This is a genomic window from Paenibacillus sp. fava2 (assembly GCF_058313675.1).
The window spans coordinates 5,470,005-5,495,800 of record NZ_CM177755.1 but is presented as its reverse complement, the minus strand read 5'-3'; the positions used below and the strand labels follow the sequence as shown (position 1 = coordinate 5,495,800).

Sequence of the window (25,796 nt, the reverse complement as noted above, 5' to 3'; positions counted from 1 at the left end):
CTGGAGGGGGTGTACCCATGGATTATCAACTTCTGCTGCTGACTATTGCTGTATCCTTTATCCTTGCGGTCATTGCCGCTCCGCTGTTCATTCCGCTGCTGCGCAGAATGAAATTCGGACAGCAGGTACGGGACGACGGACCGCAATCCCATTTGAAAAAAGCGGGAACACCGACGATGGGCGGTATTATCATTATGGTGGCGTTCACGCTATCCTTCTTAAAGTTTTCTGTAGTGAATTCGGATTTTTATGTTCTTTTGGTGGCTACGCTCGGCTACGGGCTGATCGGGTTCCTGGATGACTATATCAAAATTGCCTTTAAACGCTCTTTGGGGCTCACGGCACGCCAAAAGCTGGCGGGCCAGCTTCTGGTAGGCATAGCGCTGAGTATTCTGCTGTTTAATGCCGGCCACAATACCGGAATCAGCATACCGGGCACGGATATCAGCTTTGACTGGGGCGCCTGGTTCTATTATCCGTTCATCGTCATCATGATGATGGCGGTTACCAATGCCGTAAACTTCACGGATGGAGTTGACGGACTATTGTCTGGAGTCAGTGCAATTGCCCTTGCCGCCTTTGCAGTCGTCGCCATGCAGGCAACCTCAATTGCCGCAGGAGTGTGTGCGGCTGCAATGATCGGTGCAGTGCTAGGGTTTCTGGTGTTTAATGCCCATCCTGCCAAAGTATTCATGGGGGATTTCGGTTCCTTCGGGATTGGCGGCGCAATCGGGGCCATTGCCATTGTGACCAAAAGCGAGCTGCTCTTTGTGGTGATCGGCGGTGTGTTTGTAATTGAAATGCTGTCCGTCGTGCTACAGGTGGCATCTTTTAAAACACGCGGCAAGCGCATCTTCCGCATGAGCCCGATTCACCATCATTTTGAGCTTGGAGGCTGGTCGGAGTGGCGTGTTGTTACGACTTTCTGGGCGGTAAGCCTGCTGCTTGCGGCTGTAGGACTAATCTTGAGCAAGGGGTTGTAAGGAATGAAGCATCCAGATGAATACAAAGGCAGGGAGGTGGTCGTCCTGGGGCTCGCCAAAAGCGGAGTCCAGGTGGCCAAAGTACTGCATGAACGCGGAGCGGTTGTCACGGTCAACGATAAAAAAGAAAGAGAGCAAAGTCCCGAAGCTTCCGAACTGGAATCTTTGGGAATTTCTGTTATATGCGGAGGGCATCCGGACGGCCTGATTCATGAAGGCGTAAGCCTTGTGGTGAAGAATCCGGGAATCCCGTATTCCGTGCCCCCGGTACAAAAGGCACTGGAGCTCGGCATCGAAATCGTAACCGAGGTGGAGGTGGCCTACCGTATCTGTGCAGCGCCGATGATCGGCATTACCGGCTCCAACGGCAAGACAACTACGACCACCTGGGTGGGCAAAATGCTGGACGCTGCCGGAATGAACCCGATTGTCGCCGGAAATATCGGCACACCGCTATCTCAGGCTGCGCAAGAGGCACACGATAATAATTGGATGGTAGTAGAGCTGAGCAGCTTCCAGCTTAAAGGAACGGAGACATTCCGCCCGAAGGTGGGCGCGCTGCTGAACGTGGCGGAGACCCATCTCGACTATCACGGGGGCATGGAGGACTATGTGGCCTCCAAAGCGAAGCTCTTTGCCAACCAGAAGCCCGAAGACACTGCGGTGCTGAACTGGGATGATCCGGTCTGCCGTGAACTTGTTCCTTACATCAAGGCAGGCATTCTGCCCTTCTCAATGACCGAGGAGCTGGTCCAGGGAATCTTCGTCCGGCCTTCTTATGTGCAGGACGCAGAGGATGATCTGGAGCGGGTGATCATTTACCGCGATTACAGTGAGAGTGAAACCGAGATAGCCAAGGTCAGCTCAATCGGCCTGCCCGGCCGCTTCAATGTGGAGAACGCGCTGGCAGCCTGCGGCATTGCCATTGCCGCAGGGGCAGATCCCGCTGTGCTTGGCGGCGTACTGGCATCGTTCCGCGGTGTTGAGCACCGGCTGGAGTATGTGGCAGAGAAGGCGGGTACCGCCTACTATAACAATTCCAAAGCTACCAATTCCAAAGCGACAACCATGGCGCTGGGCTCCTTCAAACAGCCGCTGGTGCTGATTGCCGGAGGTCTTGACCGCGGCTCCGACTACATGGAGCTGCTCCCTGTCCTGGACGGCCTGAAAGGTATCGTGGTCCTGGGTGAGACCCGGGACAAGCTGGCAAAGGTTGCCGCAATGGCAGGAGTAAAGCATATCATCTCCGTCGATAATGGGGAGAGTGCCGCCGCCGTGCTGCAGCAGGCTGTGCGGGAGGCTTCCGCTCTTGCGGAACCGGGAGAGGTCGTTCTCCTGTCTCCTGCATGCGCCAGCTGGGATATGTTTACATCCTATGAGGAGCGCGGGCGTATTTTTAAAGAGGCGGTGCATAACCTTTAAGTAGGGGGGTGGATAAGCCCCTACTACGGATGCAAGAGGTGTGCTCCTGATGAACAAATCGCGTCATGCGCCTGACATCTGGCTGCTGATTCCCATACTTGCCCTGCTGGTCATCGGCATGGTGATGGTTTACAGCGCCGGATCTGTCCTGGGCTTCCGCAATTATGGCGATTCGTTTTATTTTGTCAAAAGACAGCTGCTGTTCGCCGGACTTGGCCTTGCTGCAATGTTCGTAACCGCCAACACGGATTATCTGGTGCTCAAGAAGTTTGCACGGCCTGCACTGATCCTCTGCTTCATCCTGCTTGTCCTGGTTTTAATTCCGGGCATTGGGGTAGTCCGCGGCGGTGCACGGAGCTGGCTGGGGATCAGCAGCTTCGGCATTCAGCCCTCTGAGTTTATGAAGATGGGAATGATTCTGTTCCTGGCCAACTGGCTGGGCAAGGACGATTATGACATCTCCGCCTTCACGCGCGGCCTGCTGCCGCCGCTCGCCCTGATCGGCTCAGCGTTCGCGCTGATTATGCTCCAGCCGGACCTCGGCACAGGCACCGTGATGTTCGGTGCGGCGCTTATGATGGTCTTCACGGCAGGCGCCCGGATGAAACACCTGCTCTCACTCGGGGGACTGGGAGTGCTCGGCTTTGCCGGGCTGATTGCCGCTGCACCTTACCGGCTGAAGCGGATTACAGCCTTTCTTGACCCCTGGTCCGATCCGCTTGGCGCCGGATATCAGATTATCCAGTCCCTTTATGCGATTGGCCCCGGAGGGCTGGGCGGTCTCGGGCTGGGGATGAGCCGGCAGAAATACAGCTATGTGCCGGAGCCGCAGACTGATTTTATTTTTTCTATACTTACTGAGGAGCTGGGATTCATCGGGGGAATTGCGGTGCTGATTCTCTTCCTGATCCTGATCTGGCGGGGAATGAAAGTGGCGATGAGCCTGCCTGACCGGTTCGGCAGCTATCTGGCGGTAGGGATTGTCAGTATGGTGGCAGTTCAGGTCATCATCAATATTGGTGTGGTTATCGGAATGATGCCGGTAACCGGTATTACCCTTCCGCTGATCAGCTATGGGGGATCTTCGCTGACTCTGATGCTCACGGCACTCGGCATTTTACTGAATCTATCCCGTTATGCGAGGTGAAAGAGATGCGTATCGTATTAAGCGGCGGTGGCACGGGGGGGCATATTTATCCCGCCGTTGCCGTCGCCAGGCAGCTTGAAGCGGAAGAGGGAGGATCGGCCTTTCTCTATATCGGCGGCAAACGCGGTCTGGAGAGCAGGCTCGTTCCACAGGAGAATCTTCCTTTTAAAGCTATTGATATTACCGGCTTCCGCCGGAAGATTTCGATGGACAATGTAAAGACGATAATGCGTTTTCTGAAGGGGGTTAAGGCCTCCAAGGAAATGCTGCGTGAGTTCAAGCCGGATGTCGTTATCGGTACAGGAGGGTATGTTTGCGGTCCTGTAGTATACGCGGCCTCCCGTCTCGGGATTCCGACGCTTATCCATGAACAGAATGCGATTCCCGGACTGACGAATAAATTTCTGAGCAGGTATGCCGATACGGTAGCCGTAAGCTTTGAAGGCACAGAATCCGCTTTTCCGGGTGGCAAAAACGTCATCTATACCGGTAATCCAAGAGCCACAACGGTGACAGCTGCAAGCCCGCAGCGCGGTTATGCGTCCCTTGGCATACCTGAAGGAAGTACGGTTGTGCTTGTGGTCGGCGGCAGCGGCGGAGCCAAGGCGATTAACCGGGCAATGATTGAGATGGTGCCGTTTGTGGGTAAGGGTAATGGAGTTCATTATGTTTATGTTACAGGCGAGTCTTATTTTGATGAAACCCGCAAGGCCCTGCGTCAAAAGCTCGGGGGAGAGCCAAGCTGGCTGCATGTCCTCCCCTATGTCCACAATATGCCCGAGGTGCTGGCCTGTACCTCGCTGATTGTGAACCGGGCGGGCGCCTCCTTTTTGGCCGAGATTACGGCTCTGGGCATTCCCTCCGTCCTCATTCCGTCCCCTAATGTGACGAACAATCACCAGGAAGCGAATGCAAGGCAGCTGGAACGTGAAGGTGCGGCAGTTGTACTGCTGGAGAAGGATTTGAGCGGCAAGGCGCTGTATGAAGCCGTTCAGCGGATCATCGGGGCAGAGTCACTGCGGAGCAGCATGGCGGAATCGTCCAGACGTCTGGGCAAACGGGATTCCGCTGCGCTGGTCGTCAGCGAACTGCGGCGGCTTGCCGCCATACGGAAGAAATAAGGTTAGGCTGCCGGCAGGCTGCAGCTCCAGAGCCGCTCTTATTCTCCTGCTGTCACACACCCGGGGTTATGAACATAGGATAATCCTATAATCGTGACAATCACCCATGGTTCTTCCCTCAGGGTGAGATGCCTACGCGTATACTGTAGTACCAAGGGCGTTTCACAGGTTTTGGTCGGGAGAAACAGGTTGTGGGTGAGCGGTAATCTCGGAGGTGATACATTGGACAAATTGGTGATTGAGGGTGGAAGTCCCCTGTCAGGCACCATACGTATCCATGGAGCAAAAAATGCGGCCCTGCCAATCCTGGCGGCTAGCCTGCTGGCCGAAGGAGTTCACTCACTGCATAATGTGCCGAAGCTGCTGGACATCGAGACTATGCTGAACATTTTGGGACGGCTGGGCTGCAGGGCTGTGCATGAGGAAGAAACGGTAACAATGGATACGTCAACCTTAAGCACTTCCCATGTTCCGGAGGATTTAATGCGGCAGATGCGGTCTTCCATTTTTTTAATGGGACCCTTACTGGCCAGATTTGGTGAGGTGACGATCTATCAGCCGGGCGGCTGTGCGATCGGGGAACGCAAGATTGACCTTCACCTGCAGGGCCTAAAGCTGCTGGGGGCTGAGATTGAGGAGGTTAGCGGGAGGATTTCCTGCCGGGCCGGCAGGCTGACAGGGAGCGACATTCATCTTGATTATCCCAGTGTCGGTGCCACAGAGAATATTATGATGGCGGCGGCAATGGCTGAGGGCACGACTACGATATCAGGTGCGGCCAGAGAGCCGGAAATCCAGGATCTACAGAATTTCCTGAATGCGATGGGTGCCCAGATTATCGGCGCGGGCACCGATACCATCACTATCCGGGGTGTCGAGAAGCTCTATCCCTGTACGTATGAGGTCATCCCTGACCGGATCGTTGCCGGCACGGTCATGATCGCTGCTGCTGCAACGCGCGGAAGTGTCACACTGACCCACACCAATGCCGGACATTTAACCTCGCTCATCCATGTGCTGAGGCGGGCAGGTGTTCAAATTACAGTCTGCAATGATATAATAAATGTCAGCTGTATGGGGCGTCCGCGGGCGGTAGAACGGATTGTGACATCGCCGTATCCCTCCTTTCCTACGGATCTGCAGTCTCAGGTGATGGTGCTGCTGTCGCTGGCCGACGGTTTCAGTGTCATTAAAGAGACGGTATTCGAGGGCCGCTTCAAGCATGTGGAGGAGATGGCCCGGATGGGTGCGGATATTTCCACTGACCTGAACCGGGCATTTATCCGCGGTGTCCAGAGATTGTACGGGGCAACAGTGGAAGCAACGGACCTGCGGGCCGGAGCCGCCCTGGTGATCGCCGGTCTCGCAGCACAGGGAACTACTATTGTTGAGCAGGCGCACCACATCGACCGCGGCTATGACGGCATCGAGCTGCTGTTTCAGAAGCTGGGTGCACGCATCAGCCGCAAAGTACCTGTACCGGGTCCCTTTGATTTGGCCAATTAAAGCTCCCTGTCTCCTTCGGCTTCGGCCAGGGAAGGAGACAGGGCCTTATTACGGAGATATGAGAATGCCTAAAACCCGACTGCCTCGTCTAAAAGAGGACAAGCCTGTAAAAAAAATGAGCCGTAAAATCACTGTCATTCTGCTGCTGCTTTTCATAGCGCTGCTGGCCGTAATCTTTTTCCGTTCCTCCGTCAGCCGCATCACGGAAATCAACTTTCAGGGTAATAAGTACACTACCCGTGAGGAACTGCTGGAGAGAAGTGGCCTGGTAATCGGCGGACAGTTTTTCGCAGCCTCAGCTGATTCTGTGGAAGATTCGCTGAAGGGGCTTAAAACCGTCAAGGAGGCCACCGTGGTCAAGAATTTTCCGGGGGTCGTCAACATTACCATTGAAGAGTTTCCGGCTGTAGCCTATGAGCTGGATCAGCAGGGCATTCTTGAAGCCATACTGTCCAGTGGAGCTGCCGTTAAGGTGAATGACACCGGGATAGCGGTAGAGAAGCCGATTCTGACCGGCTGGAAGGAAGAAGATCCTAATAAGGCCAAGCTCTCCCAGGCTTTAGCCGGTATTCCCAATGAATTGACCAGTGACATCTCCGAGATCGTCCCTTCACCGACTCTATCTTTTCCGGACCGCATCAAGCTGTACACCCGTTCACATTTCGAGGTGATTACAGCAATCTCTCTATTGAAGGATAAGGTGGAATACCTGAACCAGGTGATTGAGACCGAGGAGCCCGGACTGATCAAGATGCTGGAAGCTGATACGTATGTGCCTTTCGTGGCAGAAACCCAGGATACAAATGACATACAAGAGTAAATAGTCCCTACTAATGATACGGAAAAAATGCTACAATCGGAGTTACGGGCAATAAGGTGTATCCCTCTTTTTTCTGCGGATTTTTTGAGAATAAGGCCTGGAAGTGGTTGCTTTTTTCTTTTTATCCTTATATTTCTTGCGGGGATAAAGGGCAACTCCGGACTATTAAAAGATACTCACTATAAAACCCGGTATTCCATATTATCCCATTCAAAAAAATTGTAGAAAAAAGAGGGAAAGGAATCGTGATGTTGAATATGTACAGAGAAGCTTCCCGGCTAGGGAAACCGTGTGTTTCTTCAGCATCAACTTTTAATTATAACAGGAGGTGCCATAGGGCTTGAGCAACAATGACATCATTGTTAGTTTGGACATCGGTACATCCAAAGTGCGGGCAATTATCGGGGAAGTTACTAATGGAACCTTTAATATTATTGGCGTTGGATCTGCTGATTCGGAAGGGATACGCAAGGGTGCGATTGTAGATATCGATCAGACTGTGCAATCGATCAGAAGCGCCGTGGAACATGCGGAGCAGATGGTCGGTATTCAAATATCCGAGGTATATGTCGGGATTTCCGGCAACCATATCGGTCTGCAATCCAGCCATGGCGTCGTGGCCGTCCAGAATGAAGACCGGGAGATCGGCGAAGAGGACATCGATCGCGTGATCAAAGCGGCAGAAGTTATTGCAATGCCGCCTGAGCGTGAAGTTATCGATGTTGTCGCCAAACAGTATATCGTTGACGGTCTGGAAGGAATCCAGGACCCCCGCGGCATGATCGGTGTGCGCCTGGAGGTTGAGGCGACGATTATAACCGGGGCGAAAACGCCGATACATAATCTGCTTCGTTGTGTAGAGAAATCAGGGCTGAAGGTGAAGGATCTTGTGCTGATGTCTCTTGGAGCCGGCGGATTGGCGCTGTCCAAAGATGAGAAGTCGATGGGTGCGGTGCTCGTCGATATCGGTGCAGGCTCCACGACGATAGCCGTATATGAAGAAGGTTCCCTTTGTGCCACTTCCACGATCCCCATCGGCGGAGAATTTGTAACGAATGATATTGCCTACGGACTCCGTACACTTACTGATCAGGCGGAGAAGGTTAAGCTGAAGTACGGCTGTGCCTGGATCGATGATGCCGCCTCAGATGTCGTGTTCAAAGTGCTCCGTATCGGCAGCAATGTGGAAAAGGAATTTAACCAGGAGGATCTGGCAGCGATTATCGAGCCGAGAGTCCAGGAAATATTTCAACTGATCCGCCAGGAAGTTAAGCGGCTGGGTTACAATGAGCTCCCCGGAGGTTATATACTTACGGGTGGTACTGTATCGATGCCGGGTGTCCTGAAGGCGGCACAGTCTGAATTATCGGCTTCGGTACGTATTGCTGTTCCTGACTATATCGGAGTGCGCGACCCGGGCTTCACCGGGGGTGTAGGTATTCTGCATAATGTCGTCCGCCGTTTCCGCGTTCGCGGCAATACCGGCGGAAGCGCGAATAAGAAAACGGTCAACCGAAGCAAGCAAAGCGCTGCTCCAACCCAGGAGATCGACAAGAAGCCGGGGCTGATGGAGCGTATTAAGAACATGTTTAGCGAATTCATATAAGTGTAAGTCCAGATATACTTGGACCGGCCATCCAAGCACTATTCAAGGGGGAGATGGAATCAATATGTTGGAATTTGATTTTGAAATGGAGAGCTTGGCGCAAATTAAGGTCATCGGCGTAGGCGGCGGCGGAAGCAATGCTGTCAACCGGATGATTGAAAACGGCGTTCAGGGTGTTGAGTTCATCACAGTTAATACAGATGCCCAAGCGCTGCATATGGCCAAATCGGAGCATAAACTGCAAATCGGGGACAAGCTTACCCGGGGACTTGGCGCAGGTGCCAATCCTGAAGTAGGCAAGAAAGCGGCCGAGGAGTCCCGCGATCTGATTTCAAATACGCTTAAAGGTGCAGATATGGTTTTCGTAACCGCAGGAATGGGCGGCGGTACAGGTACCGGAGCAGCGCCTGTTATTGCCGAGATCGCCAGAGAATGCGGAGCATTGACCGTAGGCGTCGTGACCCGCCCGTTCACCTTTGAAGGCAGAAAACGTGCTAATCAGGCAGAACTTGGAATTGAAGCACTCAAGGAAAAGGTCGATACGCTGATTGTTATTCCGAATGACCGGCTCCTGGAAATTGTAGACAAGAAAACGCCGATGCTGGAGGCATTCCGTGAAGCGGATAATGTGCTCCGCCAGGCTGTACAAGGGATATCTGACCTTATTCAGGTTCCCGGCCTGATTAACCTTGACTTTGCTGATGTGAAGACGATCATGACTGAACGTGGTTCTGCGCTTATGGGGATCGGTATTGCCACCGGCGAGAACCGTGCTTCTGAAGCAGCCCGCAAAGCGATTATGAGCCCGCTGCTTGAGACTTCAATCGAAGGTGCCCGCGGTGTAATTATGAATATTACAGGCGGCTCCAACCTCTCATTGTATGAGGTGAATGAAGCGGCTGAGATCGTTACCGCTGCCTCCGACCCTGAAGTTAATATGATCTTTGGTGCCATTATTGAGGAAAGCATGAAGGACGAAATCAAGGTCACGGTTATCGCTACCGGGTTCGAACACAAGCCTTCACCGGTTTCACAGACCCGCCGTCCAGCGGTCAGCAGTGAACCTGCTCCTGCTGCTGATAAGAACAACAGCAACAATCTGCGTCCGTTCGGTAATCAGACAGCCTCTGACCAGCTTGATATTCCGACCTTTCTGCGCAACCGCACACGCGGCAGCAACGATTAGACAACTGTAAATATTTCATACGGAAGCACCGTATCCCCCGGCTGGAAAGTCGGGAAGGATGCGGTGTTTTTTTGCTTTTTCAGCTGATATAATACGGATAACGGGAGCGGATGAACAAATGGAACTGCTTGATCCCCGGGTGGATTTTGTGTTTAAACGAATTTTTGCAAGTGAAGGCAATAAGGATGTTCTGCTGGCTTTTCTGAACCGTGTACTGCAGGATGCGGGTGCACCGCCGCTTGAGGAAGTCGTGCTGCTGAATCCCTACACGGATAAGGATGATCCTCAGGACAAGCAGTCAATCTTTGATATCTGGGCAAGGACGGTCGACGGCAGGCTTATTAACATTGAAATGCAGCTGTTTAACCAGTATGACATGGAGAAGCGGACCCTGTACTACTGGAGTAAACGTTATTCAAGCCAGCTGCAGACCGGCGGCCGGTATATAGAGCTCAAGAAATGTATAACGATAAATATATTAAATTATAATGTGCTGCCGAATGCACACACCCATAGTGTATTTCATCTGCGGGAGGACAGCAGCGGTGTATCGCTCATTGATGATATAGAAATTCATTTTCTTGAATTGCCGAAGCTGAAGAAGGCTGCTGTTCCCGGTGAAGAAGGACTGGTCAACTGGCTGCTGTTTCTAAAGGGAGATACTGATAACTGGGAGGTACTGAAGATGAATGAACCGGCACTGCAAAAAGCGATTGAAACGCTGGAATACCTGAGTCAGAATCCCGAAGCCCGGCGCAGATATGAAGACCGACAGAAGTTCCTGCATGATGAGGCCTCGCAAAGGGACGGCGCGCAAAGGGAAGGCTTTGCCAAGGGTCTGGAGGAAGGCAAGAAGGAAGGCATCAAGGAGGGCAAGAAGGAAGGCATCAAGGAAGGCATGAAAGAAGGTATGAAAGAAGGTAAGTCAGAAGGAAGGAAAGAAGGCATGGAGCAGGCTAAGCTGGAAATTGCCAGGAATTTACTCCGGATGGGAATGGATCAGCAGGCCGTTCAAGCCGCAACCGGACTTACGGAAGCCGAAATCAGGTCTTTGAATTAAATAAGGTCACCTCTGAACCAGCCTTCCCGGGCTGGTTATTTGTTTTTGAATACATTCACGGACCGCACCTATATCTCGACAAAAAAACCTTTGGAGTGCCCCCCATGTTTAGACAGACTTTGAAAGCGGGAGTTTCTATACTAATCTTATCGTCAAAAAAGAGAGCCTGCTTCCGTTCGCAAGACAGCAGCTCTTAGGCAGGTGAAAGTGCTGGTAGTTTATATTGATTTGATTTTCGCCGCCAATCTGCTGATCGACGGAGTGCTTATATGGCTGACCGCGTGGCAGATGAAAGTCAAGGTTTCATGGTGGAGGCTGGCCCTCTCCGCTCTGGTCGGCGCGTTATATGTAGTGATGATGTTTGTGCCAGAGCTGTCTTTTCTTTACACCTTTCTGATTAAGTTCGGATTGTCCGTGCTGATGCTGCTGATAGCCTTCGGGTATAACAGCCTGCAGCGCTTTCTGCGTGCATTGGGAGCGTTTTATGTCATCAATTTCGCGGCGGCCGGCGGCATACTGGGCATCCACTATCTACTGCAGAGCTCCGGGGATATCTGGAACGGTATTCTGTTTACAAGTACAGGGGGCCAAGCCCACCGGCTGAAAATCGGATTCTGGTTCGTGCTTGGAGTGCTTCCGGTGGTACTGCTGCTCTTTAAGCTAATCCATTCCTCACGGGTCCGCAGGGAGCAACTGGACTCCTATATCGGTGAAGTCACTGTGGAAATTGAGGGTATCAGCGTCAGCTGTCCCGGACTGCTTGATACAGGCAACCGGCTAAATGATCCTCTGACCCGGATTCCGGTCATGGTGATGGAGGCATCACTGTGGGAAGGACATCTGCCGGCCTCCTGGAAAGGAAAGCTGACACAAATGGGCGCAGACCAGCTTCTGCTGGAAACGGACGGGCAGTCTTTTGCATGGCAGGACCGGATGCGGCTGGTACCGTACCGGGGCATTAACCGCGGGGCGGCATTCATGCTCGCACTGAAGCCGGACCTGGTGAAGATAAAGCTTGGTGAGGAAATCTTCTGCAGTAAAAGAGTGCTCATCGGGCTGGATGGCGGGACACTGTCGGGAGACGGCGCGTACCGGGCGGTCATACATCCTGACCTGGCCCAAAGAGAGCACGCGGCTGAAGCTGTAGTGCCTTGCTGAAAAGATAAGAACGTGTAAATTTGGGGTTACACAGGATTCTTATCTTTCTCACAGAACCGGATACCGTCCTGTTCGGGACGGCGAAGCCGTGTCTACTTGAAATGTAAGAATTGATATGTTTTACGCTATCAATAATCCTTATATTTCTCGCAGAAACGGTTACCGCCTTCTTTGAAGGACGGCATAGCCGTTTCTACTTGGATCACCCCAAGAGGATGGTTAAGGACATCCGGGGTAACTGAGCACTTCTTGGAGGAGGAACAATAATGGTCAAATGGAAGCTTGCGCTGCAGCTGCAGTACTATCGGATGCTGTTTCTGCTGGGGCTGAAAAGCCAGGAAATTTATTATATCGGGGGAAGCGAAGCTCTGCCTCCGCCCTTGACAAGGGAAGAAGAGGAATACCTGCTGCAAAGGCTGTCGACTGGTGACGCGGCGGTGAGGGCCATGCTGATTGAGCGCAATCTGCGGCTGGTTGTCTACATCGCCCGCAAATTCGAGAACACAGGCATTAACATCGAGGATCTGGTCTCCATTGGCGCCATTGGCCTGATCAAGGCCGTTAACACGTTCGATCCCGACAAGAAGATCAAGCTGGCCACTTATGCCTCGCGCTGCATCGAGAATGAGATCCTGATGTATCTGCGGCGCAACAGCAAGACACGCAGTGAGGTATCCTTTGATGAGCCGCTGAATATTGACTGGGACGGAAATGAGCTGCTTCTGTCAGATGTGCTGGGAACGGAAAATGACACCATTTACCGCAATATAGAGGAGCAGGTGGACCGTAAGCTGCTGCAGAAGGCGCTGGAAAAGCTGAGTGAGCGGGAGCGGCTGATCATGGAGCTGCGGTTCGGACTGCGCGGCGGAGAGGAAAAAACGCAGAAGGATGTTGCCGACCTGCTGGGAATCTCGCAATCTTATATCTCACGTCTGGAAAAGAGAATCATCAAGCGGCTGCGCAAGGAATTCAACAAGATGGTGTGAGCAAAAAACCAAGGAATAAAATGCCGGACCGGGGAGATAATGTACAGTAATGTTTCTCCTTGGGAGGTAAATCATCATGACCCGAAACAAAGTCGAGATTTGCGGTGTGGATACTTCCAAACTGCCCGTTCTGACGAACGTGGAAATGCGGGAGCTGTTCACTTCGCTGCAGCAGCAGGGCGAGCGATCCGCCAGAGAGAAATTGGTTAACGGTAACCTTAGACTCGTTCTTAGCGTTATTCAAAGGTTCAACAATCGGGGAGAGTTCGTAGACGATCTGTTCCAGGTAGGCTGCATCGGTCTGATGAAAGCCATCGATAATTTTGATTTATCGCAAAATGTGAAGTTCTCCACCTACGCGGTTCCGATGATTATCGGAGAAATCCGCAGGTATCTCAGAGACAACAATCCGATCAGAGTCTCGCGTTCGCTGCGGGATATCGCCTACAAAGCCCTTCAGGTCCGTGACAGCCTGACCAACCAGAATTCGCGGGAGCCGACGATTTTTGAAATCTCCCAGGCGCTTGGCGTTCCGAAAGAGGATGTTGTATTCGCACTGGATGCCATCCAGGATCCCGTTTCTTTGTTTGAGCCAATCTACCATGACGGCGGAGATCCGATCTATGTGATGGACCAGATCAGCGACGACAAAAATAAGGATGTCTCGTGGATTGAGGAAATTGCCCTGCGTGAAGCGATGCGGAAGCTGGGCCAGCGCGAGAAGCGGATTCTGTCCATGCGTTTCTTCGAAGGGAAAACCCAGATGGAAGTGGCGGATGAAATCGGCATTTCACAGGCCCAGGTTTCGAGGCTTGAGAAGTCGGCCATCCAGCAGATGCAGAAACATGTGAAGTCTTAAAGCTGACGATAAAAAGCAGGGGTATCCATAAGGCGTGTTCAAGCCGGCGGATACCCTTTTGTATGTTATGCGGCAGCTTCTGCAATTAATTCTGCATGTTGCCAAGCCTGAAGGACATATAATCAGCTATAGGTCTGATTGTACAGGAGTGGTGGGATGAACGAGGATTCCTTTAATTCAGGCAAAAAAATGAAAATTTCCGATTTTCAGACGAAGGATGTCATCAATATCGTGGATGGAAAACGGCTGGGGCAGATCAGCGATCTGGAGCTGGACCTGCGCCGGGGAGTGATCGATGCAGTAATTGTGCCTGGCTTCACCCGCTTTATGGGGCTGTTTGGGGGCGGCAGTGATCTGATTATCCCCTGGCGGAATATCGTCAAGATCGGTGCGGACGTTGTGCTTGTCAAAATAGAAGAGGCCAGGCTGCCGCAGGGCCAGGAAGAGCGTGAAACGATGTATCTGGAGCGGGGGGACCGCAGCGAACGGCGCACTTATTAATCGGGTGCGTCTTTTTTAACCGTTTGTGGTAAAGGAAAGGATGCATCTGCGTGAGCGTTTGAGCAAGCCTCGTAGACCTGGCCTCACATTGTAGGGTACACTTAAGCAGAGGTGAGAGAATGGAACCGTTTATTCAAAGCAAAGGGCTGCCTGTGCGGCTGGAGCTGGAGCCATGGCAGGTGCATACAAAGATTACCGCCGGGTTCACAGGAAGAGCGGGCGGAGCCGGAAAGGCGCCGTATGACAGCTTTAATTGTGCTTTTCATGTTGGCGATGATCCGGCGGATGTGCTGAGCAACCGGAGAATGCTTGCGGAGAGTCTCGGATTTAGCCTGGCTGACTGGACCTGCGGAGAGCAGACTCACGGAAAACATATAGCTGCTGTAACTGCTGAAGACCGCGGACGCGGCAGCACGGACAGGGAGTCGGCATTTCCGTCTACGGACGGACTGGTGACCAATGTGCCGGGTGTGCTGCTTACTTCTTTTTATGCCGATTGTGTGCCTTTGTACTTTTATGATCCTGTGCAGCGTGCGGTTGGACTGGCTCATGCCGGATGGAAGGGAACCGTAGCGGAAATTGCCGGGGCGATGGTTGCAGCAATGTCCGGGCTGTACGGAAGCCGGCCTGAGGAGATTATAGCGGCTATAGGCCCGTCAATCGGGGACTGCTGCTATGAGGTTGATGATTATGTCATGAATCATGTGCGCGCGCTTGAGCCGACATTGCCTGATCCGGCATCATTGGAGGCTGCGCCGCCGTTGTACAGCGTTTCACAGAGTGATAAGGACAAAAATATGCTGAACTTGAAAGAAATGAACCGACGCATTATGATTAAAGCAGGAATTTTGCCGACTCATATCGAATGTACAACATGGTGTACAAGCTGTAATCCTGATGTGTTCTTTTCATACCGTAAGGAACAGGGAGTAACAGGAAGAATGACGAGCTGGATCGGAATAAAGGAGAGTTGAAGTTGGCTTTAACACTGCAGGAAAGAATAGTTGCTGTCGGGGAACGTGTAGCACGGGCCTGCGCGGCAAGCGGCCGGGATGTACATGACGTCAAGGTTATCGCAGTGACAAAATATGTGTCGCTGAAGACGGTGGCGGAGGTTTTGGAGGCAGGCCTTGAGGAAATTGCCGAGAGCCGCTGGCAGGATGCCGAGCATAAATGGAACCTGCTTGGGGACAAAGGGACCTGGCATTTTATCGGTCATCTGCAGACCAATAAGGTTAAGGATGTTATCGGCAAATTTGAATATATACATTCATTAGACCGGCTGTCGCTGGCACGGGAACTGCAGAAAAAAGCCGAAGCCGCCGGCATTGATGTGAAGGTATTTCTCCAGGTGAATATCTCCGGAGAAGATACGAAGTTTGGACTGCCGCCGGAGGCTGTGCCGGATTTCCTCCGGGAAATCGCTCCGCTGCACCGGATTAAAGTAGTCGGACTGATGACGATGGCACCACATGAAGAGGATCCGGAGCTTACCCGTCCGGTGTTCCGCGGACTGCGCGAGCTGCGTGATGAGCTGAATCTGCTGGCTTTGACACCTGAGCCTATACAAGAGCTGTCGATGGGAATGTCGAATGATTTTGAAGTGGCGATAGAGGAAGGAGCCACCCGGGTGCGCCTGGGTACGGTATTAGTAGGTCACGAGGAGGGAGCTTGATGGGCGTGATGAACCGGTTTATGAATTTTTTGGGCTTGCAGGAGGAAGAGGAAGTTGTTGAACGGGAACAAATCACCCGTGATGAAGAGGAGTATGAGCCGGCCCCTGTAGAAACCCGCAAGAACCAGCGGGCTAACGTCGTCAGTATCCATTCGCAAAAAAATGTGAAGGTCGTACTTTATGAGCCTCGCTCTTATGAAGAGGCCCAGGAAATTGCCGATCACCTGCGTTCCCACCGTACCGTTGTCATTAATCTGCAGCGTGTGCGCAACGACCAGGCGATGCGGATCATTGATTTTCTCAGCGGAACAGTTTATGCCCTGGGTGGAGGAATATCCAAGATTGGGGGCAATATATTTATGTGCACACCGGACACCGTTGAGATTCAGGGGTCGATTACAGAAATCCTGGGAGACGAACAAGATTACAACAGAATGAGGTGAACAGGTTTTGAACGAAATATCTTCCATTATTAACATTCTATTTCAGATTTACTATTACATGATTATTATATACATTCTCATGTCCTGGCTGCCGAACCTGCGCGAAAATTTCATCGGCGAGCTGCTGGGCAAGCTTGTTGAACCTTACCTGAGCCCTTTCCGGCGGATCATTCCACCGCTGTTCGGGACGCTGGATATTTCCCCGATCATTGCACTGTTCGTATTGCGCTTTGCAGTAGTCGGTCTTCATTCCATCGTGGCAATGCTCTTCGGCTAGCATGATGAGAAATGAAATTTACGGGCATTTTCATCCTGACGAACGGCAGTTTGTGGATAAAGCCTGGGAATGGGTCAGCCATGCCGGGGAGTATCATGAAGTAAAGCTGACAGAGTTCCTTGATCCCCGCCAGGGCTATATTCTGCAGACGCTGGTGAACCGTCATCCCGATGTGGAAGTTCGCTGGGAGGGCGGCTCAGAGAGCGCTGAGCGGAGAAGGGCGCTGGTTGCACCCGATTACCGTGATCTTTCTGAAGAAGATATGGAGCTGAAGGTGCTTAGTATCTCCTCAGGGGAACAGAAATTTCTCAACCTGGAGCATGGCGACTATATGGGCGCAATTCTGGGACTTGGGGTCAAAAGAGGAAAGATTGGCGATATACACGTGCTGGAGGACGGATGCCATGTAGTAGTAGCATCAGACATCGCCGACTATCTGGCGATGAATCTGACCGGTGTGCACCGGGTTAATGTTACCACGGAGATTCTGCCGGTTTCCGGCTTGCGCGAAGCAACGGTCAAGCTGGAAACGGTGGAGCTTACAGTCGCGTCCTTACGGCTCGATGGAATTGCTGCGGATGTAACCCGGCTTAGCCGGAGCAAAATACTGGTTCCGATTAAAGCGGGACGCGTGCGGGTCAACTGGAAAGTGGAAGAAGATCCTTCCTGCGGATTAGAAGACGGGGATATAGTATCCATTCAAGGATTTGGCCGGTTTAAGGTTCTGGAGATTGGCAGTCTGACCAAAAAAGGCCGTTACCGGGTCAAGGTCGGTAAATTTGTCTGAATCTCCAGCAGGAATCTGCAGGCGCTTGTCGAAATTCATTACTCCTAAGGAAGCAAATGTTTTGAAAGCCGGACGCCGATCATTGTATCCAAGGTGCTCCTAGAGCTTCATCCGGAATGAAATCCCGGCAGCACTACCGGCTGCCTCCTTCAAAACGGGACGAAGCATTCGATTCTTTTTGCAGTATAGTCTTTCTTCTGCGCCATCCGGATACCACAACGTCGGAGAAGCGCACAAGGTCCGAAATTTCTAGGAGGTGCACAGCATGCCATTAACGCCGCTCGATATACATAACAAGGAGTTCTCCCGGAGAATCCGTGGTTATGATGAGGACGAGGTCAATGAATTCCTTGATCAGGTCATCAAGGATTACGAAAGCGTCATTCGCGAAAATAAGGAGCTGCAGAACCAGCTTCTGTCCATTCAGGAGCGTCTCGATCATTTTGTGAACATTGAGGAAAGCTTATCCAAAACCATCATTGTTGCCCAGGAAGCGGCCGATGATGTAAAGAACAATTCCAAAAAGGAATCTCAGCTGATCATCAAGGAAGCGGAAAAAAATGCCGACCGGATCATCAATGAGGCGTTGTCCAAATCCCGTAAGATCGCCATTGAAACGGAAGAGCTCCGCAAGCAGGCCTCCATTTACCGCACCCGGTTCCGGACGCTGGTGGAAGCACAGCTGGAACTGCTCTCCCAGGATGACTGGAATGCGCTTGAAAGCCGTGAGACCAGCGACAACCTGCTCTGATTGTGATATCCGGTATCAGTAACCTGATAACGGATGGATTTTTATAACAGTTGGGCGTCTTTACTGTTGACATTTTTTCTTAAAACGTCTATAACTAGAACATATCTGTGTAAAGTTTATATGTATTCGATGACGGGACAAAGTACGATAAGGTTATGTTCTCCAGAGAGTCGGCGGTGCTGCGAGCCGATTGTTCAGGCCTTACCGGAAGATCTTCCCCTAGAAGCTGAGCCGAAGCGACTTCGTCGTGTGTAGGTTTACGCCGTCTGCCGGACGTTATCCCGGACCCGCATACAGCAGTATGTGCGGAACTGAGATTGTGCTGTATTCACTCCCCTTAAGGATGTGCGTCAGGCACAGAATTAGGGTGGTATCGCGAGCGTCGTCTCGCCCCTTTGGGGGCGGGGGGACGCTCCTTTTGTTGTGTGGCGATCCCCCTAAATCCCCCTTCCGAAGGGGGACCCCAAGGGCTGGCCGCCCTCTGGACACCCGCAACAAGGGCTCCGAGTGTTTAAGTTTACTGTGGCAGACGGGAAGGATTACTGCGGCGGGGGAGCGGCCCTTCTTAGGCTCCCCTGGCGGGGACGCCTGCGGGGCCTTCACTTAAGGTCAAGAGCAAGGCGTCCCGCCCAGCGCTGCCCTACGGGAACGCGGGGCGGGCGCCCCAACAAGAGCAAGGCGTCCCGCCCAGCGCTGCCCTAACGGGAACGCGGAGCGGGTGCCCCAACAAGAGCAAGGCGACCCGCCCAGCGCTGCCCTAGGGGAACGCGGGGCGGGTGCCCAACAAGAGCAAGGCGACCCGCCCAGTGCTGCCCTACGGGATCGCGGAGCGGGTGCCCAACAAGAGCAAGGCGACCCGCCCAGTGCTGCCCTACGGGATCGCGGAGCGGGTGCCCAACAAGAGCAAGGCGACCCGCCCAGCGCTGCCCTAACGGGATCGCGGAGTGGGTGCCCTACATTAAAGCGGGCCGCTTGCGGCGATAAGCGGGAATTACAACCAAACTAACAACCATACCGCCGCTGTCCCGGAACTAGACAACTTTCCGAGTGTCCAGAGGGCCGGGGCCCTTGGGGTCCCCCTTGGCTAAGGGGGATTTAGGGGGATCGAAAAAGCAGTTGATACTGGTTTCAAGATTACATCATTGAAAGGATTGACCCTCATATGCAAAAAGTAGATGTCAAAGAGAAGGCGCGGGCGAGAGATGTCCGCATCCTGAAGAAATGGAGCGACGAAGATACGTTCCGCAAATCGATGGAGAACCGGGCGGGCCGTCCGAACTATGTGTTCTATGAAGGACCGCCGACAGCGAACGGCGTGCCGCACATCGGGCACGTGCTGGGCCGCGTAATCAAGGACTTTATCGGCCGTTACCAGACGATGAAGGGCTTCCGCGTCGTGCGCAAAGCGGGCTGGGATACCCACGGCCTGCCGGTTGAGCTCGGCGTACAGAAGAAACTCGGCATCTCCGGCAAGCAGGAGATCGAAGAGTACGGCATCGAGAAATTCATCAAGGAATGCAAAGATAGCGTCTTTGGCTATGAGAAGCAGTGGCGTGAATTTACGGAAGCGATCGGTTACTGGACCGACCTGGATAATCCGTATGTAACGCTGGATAACACGTACATCGAGAGCGTGTGGAACATCCTGGCGACTGTGCATGACAAAGGTCTGATGTACCGCGGACACCGCGTTAGCCCGTACTGCCCTAGCTGTCAGACAACGCTGAGCTCCCATGAAGTGGCGCAGGGCTACAAGACTGTTAAGGATCTGAGTGCTACAGCCAAGTTCAAGCTCGAAGGCAGTGGAGATTATGTGCTGGCCTGGACGACTACACCTTGGACGCTTCCGGCGCATATGGCACTGGCCATGAACCCTGAAATGGAATATGTTCGTGCAGAGCAGGAAGACGGCGTGTACATCCTGGCGAAGAACCTGGTGGATGAAGTGCTGAAGGGCGAATACACCATCCTGTCCACCCACACAGGTGCTGACTTTATCGGCCAGAGCTATACTCCGCCGTTCAGCTACATCCAGGCTGAGAAGCACAATGTCATCGTGGGCGCATCCTTTGTTACGGATTCCAGCGGTACAGGGATCGTACACATGGCTCCGGCACATGGTGAAGATGACTACAAGAGCTGCCGCGAGAACGGCATCAGCTTCGTGAATGTAGTGGACACTTCCGGTAAGTATACTGCTGTAGTGAGCGATTTTGCCGGGCGGTTCGTGAAGGACGTCGATCTGGACATCATCAAAGTGCTGTCCGAAAAAGGGCTGCTCTACAACAAAGAAAAATACGAGCACAGCTATCCGTTCTGCTGGCGCTGCGATACACCGCTGCTCTATTATGCAACAGACAGCTGGTTCATCCAGACAACAGCAATCAAGGATCAGCTGATTGCAAACAATAACACAGTGGACTGGTACCCTGACCATGTGCGTGAAGGCCGCTTCGGCAAGTTCCTGGAGGAGCTGGTTGACTGGAATATCAGCCGTAACCGCTACTGGGGAACTCCGCTGAACGTCTGGGTCTGCCAGGATACAGGCAAGGAATTTGCACCGCACAGCATCGCTGAGCTGCGTTCAATGGCGATCGGCGAGGTGCCTGAGGACATCGAGCTGCACAAGCCGTATGTGGACAACATCAAGCTGCGCAGCCCGTTCAGTGAAGGCGGCGTGATGGTGCGTACACCGGAAGTAATCGACGTCTGGTTCGACAGCGGATCGATGCCTTTCGCACAGAGCCACTACCCGTTCGAGAACAATGAGACCTTTGAAGACCAGTATCCGGCGGATATGATCTGCGAAGGGATCGACCAGACACGCGGCTGGTTCTACAGTCTGCTGGCGGTATCGACGCTGTTCAAGGGCAAGGCACCTTACAAGGCGGTTATCGCCCACGGCCACATCTTCGATGAGAACGGCCAAAAAATGTCCAAATCCAAAGGCAACGTAATCGACCCGTGGGAAATCATGAACGAATACGGCACCGATGCGTTCCGCTGGGCGATCCTGTCCGACAGTGCGCCTTGGAATAACAAACGCTTTTCGCGCGGCCTCGTTGGTGAGACTAAATCGAAGGTAGTGGATACGCTCGTTAACACGCATGCGTTCCTGACGCTGTATGCCGGTATCGACGGCTACGATCCTGCCGAACATCCGTTCAAGGTTTCTGAGCATAAGCTGGACCGCTGGATTCTCTCCCGCCTGAACAGCCTGATTCTGCTGGTGGATAAAGGCCTGGCCGTTAACGACTTCGTTAACACCTCCAAAGCGGTTGAGAACTTCGTCGATGAGCTGAGCAACTGGTACATCCGCCGTTCCCGTGACCGTTTCTGGGGCAGCGGGCTGGGCGAAGAGAAGCTGGATGCTTACCGCACCCTGACTCACGTTCTGCTCAAGACAGCTACGCTGATGGCTCCGTTCACACCGATGCTGTCCGAGGATATCTTTACGAACCTGGGCGGGGGGGAAAGCGTGCATCTGGCTGACTATCCAAAAGCGGACGAAAGCCTGATCGACCTTGAGCTTGAACGTGACATGGAAAGCGCCAGAGGCATTGTCGAGCTGGCCCGCAACGTGCGTAACGAGACTGGCATCAAGAACCGTCAGCCGCTGTCCGAGCTGATCGTGTCCCTGGACCGTGACTTTGCTATCGCCGACTATGAAGAGATCATCAAGGATGAGATCAATGTTAAGCATATTGTCCTGGAGAACAGCGACAGCGGCTTTGTTGACTTCACCCTGAAGCTGAACCTCAAAGTGGCAGGCAAAAAATACGGCAAAAACGTCGGCTTCATCCAAGGCTTCCTGAAGGGCATGGATAGCGATGCTACCCGTAAGGCTGTTACTGATGGTGTTGTAAATGTTGTGTCACCTGAAGGCGAAGAGCTGCAGATTACGGCAGAAGAGCTGCTGGTTGAAAAGCAAGCCAAATCCGGCTTTGCCGCAGCTTCCGGCTACGGGCTGACCGTAGCGCTGAACACCGAAATTACGCCTGAGCTGGAGCAGGAGGGCTGGGTGCGTGAGATCATCCGTGCGGTGCAGGATTACCGCAAACGCCTGGATCTCGCGATTGAAAAGCGGATCGACCTGACCCTGCAGCTGGATGATGAGCTGAAAGCGGCAGTAACTGCTTTTGAACATGTGCTGCGTGACAACGTACTGGTTGCTGAGCTTGCTTTTGACGGTGACCATAGCTTTGAAGCAGTGGATGTCAGCGGCAAATCGATCGGCATCTTTATCAAGGGCTAAGCCCTGCCAGCAGGTGCATTACCTGTCCCGAATTGGCATATACTAGCGGCATAAGAAGAAACGTCCAGATGGCCCTGATTGCAGGGGCATGTACTTTCTTGGGTATGCGCCGCATGAGCAGTCCGTGTCCCTGGAGAGCCTTTCTCCGGGGGGGCGGACTTTTTATGTAAATATAAGAATTTATATGTTTTACGCTATCAATGATCCTTATATTTCTCGCAGAAACGGTTACCGCCTTCTCTGAAGGACGGCATAGCCGTTTCTGCTTGTCAGGTAATGCAGTTATGCTGGGTGAAGGAGCTGATGAGGGTGACGGACAGGCAGGAGGAGCACGGGCGGTCTGTACAGGGCAGGAGAATTACGGTGAAGACATCCGGGGATGGGAGCGGGCCTTCCGGGCAGAAACCGCAGAAAGCGGATCTGGAGACGGGGCGGGCTGGAGCAGGGCAGGAACAAGAGATTAGCCAGGAGGAAAAGCTGAATGCCGTCTTCCGGCTGACTACCGGACTGGCCCAGCAGATGGAGAAGGCGCGGATTGCCGAGTACACCGAGCTTTTGCATAGCCCCTTCCGCCTGATCTGGCTGAACATTTTATCGGGAACGGCACGCGGAGTGGGAATTGCGCTCGGCTTTACCTTTTTTGCGGCGACGATTATTTATGTTCTGCAGGTGCTGGGTGCGCTCAATCTGCCGATTATCGGGGACTATATCGCCGACATTGTGCGGATCGTACAGCATCAGCTGGAGCTGAAGACGTTTTAGCGTGCATTTTATTTTTGAAAAAAAGGAGCAGCCGCAGCTACTCCTGTGATCTTTTTCCATTCGGGTCAAGCAAGTAATCGCCTTCCTCGCTGTCCATATAATGACGGTAGCTGTTGCCTCTGATGATGGTAAGATGATTGCCGGCAATGTCAGTCGCGACAAAATTTTCCCACGGCTCTACGAAGCCCTCGGTTTCGTCCGCCTCAATCTCCATATCATTATAGGAGCGGATTTCATTGTCTTCGGCCATGGCCGGTGAATTCGAGCTGCCCCAGCTTTCAACAATCTGCCAGGCATCCTCCCCGTCGAAGCCGTTCTGTTCTTCGCGTTCGTCCAGGCTTGTCCGCCCGAACGGCGGAGACAGAAATTCTTCTTCCGCAGGCCGTGTAAAAGGCGAGAACTGGCGCGGATTATGCTCTTTACAGTACCGGGTTGAGGGGACAACGGACAAACGTTCATAAGGGATATCTCCGCCGCAGACGGCACAGCTGCCATAACTGCCTTCTTCCATTGCGGCCAGGGCATCATCGATTTCCTCCAGCTCATGCTCATCGCGTTCTACGAGGGAGATATCCATCGAACGGTGGTACAGCTCTGTTGCCGCATCTCCGGGATGATTGTCGATGACGGACAGCTCGCCGGTATTATCGCGCAGTGATTCCTGCAGCCCGTAGTGCTCATTATTTTGCAGACGGTGGCGTATGTCCTCCTGCTGCTGAAGCAGTGCTTGATGCAGGCGGGCCAGCTGCTCTGATGTCAGGTGACTCATGGACGATGCTCCTCTCAGGTGCTTTTATCGAAACGGTTCCTTCAAGGATAGCTTGGCCGGAGAGGCACGGTTTTACCGCTGGAAAATGTTTTTAGCCTGAGGCTTTTTGCCCAAGCCATGAATAGACGGGTTCTTGAGGCCTGTGCTACAATATACAAGTCTTTATTCAGTATTCGTACCGCATCCGCGGGAAAAATAAGAACGGAGTGACAACTTCTGTGGTGTACTTTCTGATTGCGCTAATTGTATTTTTGATTGACCAGGGTACCAAATATGTGATTGCTACCCGGCTGGAGCTCGGAGAGCAGATTCCGGTTATTAATGATTTCTTCATTATTACCTCACACCGCAATCGTGGAGCCGCTTTCGGCATCCTTCAGGGACAGCAGTGGTTCTTCATTCTGATTACAACCGTGGTTGTGATCGGTATCATCTGGTACCTGAACAAAGCCCGGAAGACCCGCAAGCTGCTGCCTACAGCGCTGGCTCTGGTGCTCGGCGGAGCGATCGGCAACTTTTTGGACCGTCTGCTGAACGGAGAGGTTGTAGATTTTCTCATGTTCAATTTCGGCAGCTACACCTTCCCGATCTTCAACGTGGCCGACTCCTGTATTGTAATCGGGGTAGCGCTGATTATTCTGGACACGCTGCGTGATGTGAAGGGCGGAGAGGAAATCACTGAAGTTAAAGAAGCAAAGGAAGTCAGAGAAGGGAATGAATGATTTGAACAAGGACTTTGGCGAATTGGTGGCTGAAGGGGCCTCAGAGGAGGACAAGGACGTCACTGCATGGACGGTTGCATTAGAAAACGCCAAGGAACGGATTGATAAATACATCACCGAAGCCTGGGAAGAGGAGGTTTCCCGTTCGCAGGTGCAGCTATTGATTTCAAACGGGCATGTTACGGTAAACGGAGCTCCTGTAAAAGCGAATTATAAGCTGTCTGCAGGCGATGTTGTTGCTGTAACCATACCGGAACCGGAAGTAACTGACCTGGTACCCGAAGATATTCCGCTTGATGTGGCTTATGAAGACAGCGATGTTATTGTGATCAACAAGCCGCGGGGCATGGTTGTGCATCCGGCTGTAGGGCATCCGTCAGGTACCTTGGTCAATGCGCTGATGTATCACTGCAAGGACTTGTCCGGTATTAACGGCGAGATCCGCCCGGGCATTGTGCACCGCATTGACAAAGACACCTCCGGCCTGATTATGGCCGCCAAAAATGACGCCAGCCACGCCTCGCTCGCAGCCCAGCTGAAGGAGCACAGCGTAACCCGGCGTTATATTGCGGTTGTACACGGTAACGTATCGCATGACAAGGGAACAGTGGATGCGCCGATCGGCCGTGATCCACACGACCGCAAGCTGTACACCGTAACCGAGAAGAACAGCAAGCGGTCGGTGACCCATTTTACCGTGCTGGAACGCTTAGGGGATTGTACCCTGCTCGAGTTGCAGCTGGAGACAGGCCGTACCCACCAGATCCGTGTGCATATGAAGTTCATCGGACACCCGCTGGTCGGAGATCCGGTGTACGGGCGCAGCAAGGGGATCACCATGAACGGACAAGCACTGCATGCCGCTATACTCGGCTTCGTGCATCCTTCGACCGGAGAATATATGGAGTACAGCCGGCCGATTCCTGCGGATATGGAAGATTTATTGCTCCAGCTGCGGAGCAGATAAGTACAAATGAAGTGATGATAAATCCATGGTTTT

The 25,796-nt window shown here is 52.8% G+C and carries 24 protein-coding genes and 1 other annotated feature; of the genes, 23 read left to right on the top strand and 1 reads right to left on the bottom strand.

Annotated elements, in window-relative coordinates; all coding sequences use genetic code 11:
• Nucleotides 1-17 precede the first annotated feature (17 nt).
• From mraY to AC4G46_RS24115, 21 genes are all read left to right on the top strand, one after another.
• Nucleotides 18-983 carry a phospho-N-acetylmuramoyl-pentapeptide-transferase gene (gene mraY, locus AC4G46_RS24215; RefSeq protein ID WP_491124959.1) on the top strand — a complete coding sequence of 322 codons (966 nt, stop codon included), beginning with the start codon at nucleotides 18-20 and terminating at the stop codon, nucleotides 981-983.
• Nucleotides 984-986: 3 nt separating this feature from the next.
• Nucleotides 987-2,405: a UDP-N-acetylmuramoyl-L-alanine--D-glutamate ligase gene (murD, locus tag AC4G46_RS24210; RefSeq protein ID WP_491124958.1), complete on the top strand. Its 1,419-nt coding sequence runs from the start codon at nucleotides 987-989 to the stop codon at nucleotides 2,403-2,405.
• 49 nt (nucleotides 2,406-2,454) lie between these two features.
• Nucleotides 2,455-3,552, top strand: a complete 1,098-nt coding sequence (gene spoVE, locus AC4G46_RS24205; RefSeq protein ID WP_491124957.1) for a stage V sporulation protein E — start codon at nucleotides 2,455-2,457, stop codon at nucleotides 3,550-3,552.
• 5 nt (nucleotides 3,553-3,557) lie between these two features.
• On the top strand, nucleotides 3,558-4,673 hold the full coding sequence (murG, locus tag AC4G46_RS24200) for an undecaprenyldiphospho-muramoylpentapeptide beta-N-acetylglucosaminyltransferase (protein ID WP_491124956.1): 1,116 nt from the start codon (nucleotides 3,558-3,560) through the stop codon (nucleotides 4,671-4,673).
• A 222-nt stretch (nucleotides 4,674-4,895) separates the two neighbouring features.
• Nucleotides 4,896-6,179 carry a UDP-N-acetylglucosamine 1-carboxyvinyltransferase gene (murA, locus tag AC4G46_RS24195; protein WP_491124955.1) on the top strand — a complete coding sequence of 428 codons (1,284 nt, stop codon included), beginning with the start codon at nucleotides 4,896-4,898 and terminating at the stop codon, nucleotides 6,177-6,179.
• 64 nt (nucleotides 6,180-6,243) lie between these two features.
• Complete coding sequence (locus AC4G46_RS24190) at nucleotides 6,244-6,999, top strand: cell division protein FtsQ/DivIB (RefSeq protein WP_491124954.1); 756 nt, start codon at nucleotides 6,244-6,246, stop codon at nucleotides 6,997-6,999.
• 340 nt (nucleotides 7,000-7,339) lie between these two features.
• Complete coding sequence (ftsA, locus tag AC4G46_RS24185) at nucleotides 7,340-8,605, top strand: cell division protein FtsA (protein WP_221802360.1); 1,266 nt, start codon at nucleotides 7,340-7,342, stop codon at nucleotides 8,603-8,605.
• A 64-nt stretch (nucleotides 8,606-8,669) separates the two neighbouring features.
• On the top strand, nucleotides 8,670-9,791 hold the full coding sequence (gene ftsZ, locus AC4G46_RS24180; RefSeq protein ID WP_068726354.1) for a cell division protein FtsZ: 1,122 nt from the start codon (nucleotides 8,670-8,672) through the stop codon (nucleotides 9,789-9,791).
• A gap of 118 nt (nucleotides 9,792-9,909) precedes the next feature.
• A complete protein-coding gene (locus tag AC4G46_RS24175; RefSeq protein ID WP_491124953.1) occupies nucleotides 9,910-10,851 on the top strand; it encodes an Rpn family recombination-promoting nuclease/putative transposase in 942 nt (313 codons plus the stop codon).
• A gap of 210 nt (nucleotides 10,852-11,061) precedes the next feature.
• Nucleotides 11,062-12,009 (top strand): sigma-E processing peptidase SpoIIGA, encoded by a 948-nt coding sequence (spoIIGA, locus tag AC4G46_RS24170; RefSeq protein WP_491128969.1) that lies wholly within the window; start codon nucleotides 11,062-11,064, stop codon nucleotides 12,007-12,009.
• 263 nt (nucleotides 12,010-12,272) lie between these two features.
• On the top strand, nucleotides 12,273-12,995 hold the full coding sequence (gene sigE, locus AC4G46_RS24165; protein ID WP_068726422.1) for an RNA polymerase sporulation sigma factor SigE: 723 nt from the start codon (nucleotides 12,273-12,275) through the stop codon (nucleotides 12,993-12,995).
• Between the two features lie 76 nt (nucleotides 12,996-13,071).
• Complete coding sequence (sigG, locus tag AC4G46_RS24160) at nucleotides 13,072-13,854, top strand: RNA polymerase sporulation sigma factor SigG (protein ID WP_039875939.1); 783 nt, start codon at nucleotides 13,072-13,074, stop codon at nucleotides 13,852-13,854.
• Nucleotides 13,855-14,010: 156 nt separating this feature from the next.
• Nucleotides 14,011-14,355: a YlmC/YmxH family sporulation protein gene (locus AC4G46_RS24155; protein WP_491124952.1), complete on the top strand. Its 345-nt coding sequence runs from the start codon at nucleotides 14,011-14,013 to the stop codon at nucleotides 14,353-14,355.
• 119 nt (nucleotides 14,356-14,474) lie between these two features.
• Entirely contained in the window at nucleotides 14,475-15,329 is an 855-nt protein-coding gene (gene pgeF, locus AC4G46_RS24150) for a peptidoglycan editing factor PgeF (RefSeq protein ID WP_491124951.1), read from the top strand.
• Nucleotides 15,330-15,331: 2 nt separating this feature from the next.
• Nucleotides 15,332-16,030 (top strand): YggS family pyridoxal phosphate-dependent enzyme, encoded by a 699-nt coding sequence (locus tag AC4G46_RS24145; RefSeq protein WP_491124950.1) that lies wholly within the window; start codon nucleotides 15,332-15,334, stop codon nucleotides 16,028-16,030.
• Nucleotides 16,030-16,473, top strand: coding sequence for a cell division protein SepF (locus AC4G46_RS24140; RefSeq protein ID WP_068726348.1), 444 nt, complete (start codon nucleotides 16,030-16,032; stop codon nucleotides 16,471-16,473). Before AC4G46_RS24145 ends, AC4G46_RS24140 begins: the two co-directional genes overlap by 1 nt.
• A 7-nt stretch (nucleotides 16,474-16,480) precedes the next feature.
• Nucleotides 16,481-16,750: a YggT family protein gene (locus tag AC4G46_RS24135; protein ID WP_082708007.1), complete on the top strand. Its 270-nt coding sequence runs from the start codon at nucleotides 16,481-16,483 to the stop codon at nucleotides 16,748-16,750.
• A 4-nt stretch (nucleotides 16,751-16,754) separates the two neighbouring features.
• Complete coding sequence (locus tag AC4G46_RS24130; protein WP_491128968.1) at nucleotides 16,755-17,537, top strand: YlmH family RNA-binding protein; 783 nt, start codon at nucleotides 16,755-16,757, stop codon at nucleotides 17,535-17,537.
• Nucleotides 17,538-17,802: 265 nt separating this feature from the next.
• Nucleotides 17,803-18,288, top strand: a complete 486-nt coding sequence (locus AC4G46_RS24125; protein WP_068726346.1) for a DivIVA domain-containing protein — start codon at nucleotides 17,803-17,805, stop codon at nucleotides 18,286-18,288.
• Nucleotides 18,289-18,408: 120 nt separating this feature from the next.
• Nucleotides 18,409-18,686 (top strand) — a binding site (T-box leader).
• Between the two features lie 764 nt (nucleotides 18,687-19,450).
• The gene (ileS, locus tag AC4G46_RS24120; RefSeq protein ID WP_491124949.1) at nucleotides 19,451-22,543 is read left to right on the top strand and encodes an isoleucine--tRNA ligase; all 3,093 of its coding nucleotides are present in this window, start codon (nucleotides 19,451-19,453) and stop codon (nucleotides 22,541-22,543) included.
• Nucleotides 22,544-22,963: 420 nt separating this feature from the next.
• Nucleotides 22,964-23,305, top strand: coding sequence for a DUF5665 domain-containing protein (locus AC4G46_RS24115; RefSeq protein ID WP_491128967.1), 342 nt, complete (start codon nucleotides 22,964-22,966; stop codon nucleotides 23,303-23,305).
• A 37-nt stretch (nucleotides 23,306-23,342) separates the two neighbouring features.
• Here AC4G46_RS24115 and AC4G46_RS24110 read toward each other — a convergent pair whose 3' ends face one another.
• Complete coding sequence (locus AC4G46_RS24110; protein WP_491124948.1) at nucleotides 23,343-24,074, bottom strand: TraR/DksA C4-type zinc finger protein; 732 nt, start codon at nucleotides 24,072-24,074, stop codon at nucleotides 23,343-23,345.
• 218 nt (nucleotides 24,075-24,292) lie between these two features.
• Between AC4G46_RS24110 and lspA the strand changes: the two genes are divergently transcribed.
• Both lspA and AC4G46_RS24100 read left to right on the top strand, forming a co-directional pair.
• Nucleotides 24,293-24,796 carry a signal peptidase II gene (lspA, locus tag AC4G46_RS24105; RefSeq protein ID WP_491128966.1) on the top strand — a complete coding sequence of 168 codons (504 nt, stop codon included), beginning with the start codon at nucleotides 24,293-24,295 and terminating at the stop codon, nucleotides 24,794-24,796.
• The gene (locus AC4G46_RS24100; RefSeq protein WP_491124947.1) at nucleotides 24,789-25,763 is read left to right on the top strand and encodes an RluA family pseudouridine synthase; all 975 of its coding nucleotides are present in this window, start codon (nucleotides 24,789-24,791) and stop codon (nucleotides 25,761-25,763) included. The genes lspA and AC4G46_RS24100 overlap by 8 nt, the downstream gene beginning before the upstream one ends.
• Nucleotides 25,764-25,796 lie beyond the last annotated feature (33 nt).

What these genes read in the sequence shown, in the direction of transcription:
- mraY (WP_491124959.1), top strand. Translation starts at nt 18, where the DNA reads ATGGATTATCAACTTCTGCTGCTGACTATTGCTGTATCCTTTATCCTT.
- murD (WP_491124958.1), top strand. Translation starts at nt 987, where the DNA reads ATGAAGCATCCAGATGAATACAAAGGCAGGGAGGTGGTCGTCCTGGGG.
- spoVE (WP_491124957.1), top strand. Translation starts at nt 2,455, where the DNA reads ATGAACAAATCGCGTCATGCGCCTGACATCTGGCTGCTGATTCCCATA.
- murG (WP_491124956.1), top strand. Translation starts at nt 3,558, where the DNA reads ATGCGTATCGTATTAAGCGGCGGTGGCACGGGGGGGCATATTTATCCC.
- AC4G46_RS24190 (WP_491124954.1), top strand. Translation starts at nt 6,244, where the DNA reads ATGCCTAAAACCCGACTGCCTCGTCTAAAAGAGGACAAGCCTGTAAAA.
- ftsZ (WP_068726354.1), top strand. Translation starts at nt 8,670, where the DNA reads ATGTTGGAATTTGATTTTGAAATGGAGAGCTTGGCGCAAATTAAGGTC.
- AC4G46_RS24175 (WP_491124953.1), top strand. Translation starts at nt 9,910, where the DNA reads ATGGAACTGCTTGATCCCCGGGTGGATTTTGTGTTTAAACGAATTTTT.
- sigG (WP_039875939.1), top strand. Translation starts at nt 13,072, where the DNA reads ATGACCCGAAACAAAGTCGAGATTTGCGGTGTGGATACTTCCAAACTG.
- AC4G46_RS24155 (WP_491124952.1), top strand. Translation starts at nt 14,011, where the DNA reads ATGAACGAGGATTCCTTTAATTCAGGCAAAAAAATGAAAATTTCCGAT.
- pgeF (WP_491124951.1), top strand. Translation starts at nt 14,475, where the DNA reads ATGGAACCGTTTATTCAAAGCAAAGGGCTGCCTGTGCGGCTGGAGCTG.
- AC4G46_RS24140 (WP_068726348.1), top strand. Translation starts at nt 16,030, where the DNA reads ATGGGCGTGATGAACCGGTTTATGAATTTTTTGGGCTTGCAGGAGGAA.
- AC4G46_RS24130 (WP_491128968.1), top strand. Translation starts at nt 16,755, where the DNA reads ATGAGAAATGAAATTTACGGGCATTTTCATCCTGACGAACGGCAGTTT.
- AC4G46_RS24125 (WP_068726346.1), top strand. Translation starts at nt 17,803, where the DNA reads ATGCCATTAACGCCGCTCGATATACATAACAAGGAGTTCTCCCGGAGA.
- ileS (WP_491124949.1), top strand. Translation starts at nt 19,451, where the DNA reads ATGCAAAAAGTAGATGTCAAAGAGAAGGCGCGGGCGAGAGATGTCCGC.
- AC4G46_RS24110 (WP_491124948.1), bottom strand. Translation starts at nt 24,074, where the DNA reads ATGAGTCACCTGACATCAGAGCAGCTGGCCCGCCTGCATCAAGCACTG.
- AC4G46_RS24100 (WP_491124947.1), top strand. Translation starts at nt 24,789, where the DNA reads ATGAATGATTTGAACAAGGACTTTGGCGAATTGGTGGCTGAAGGGGCC.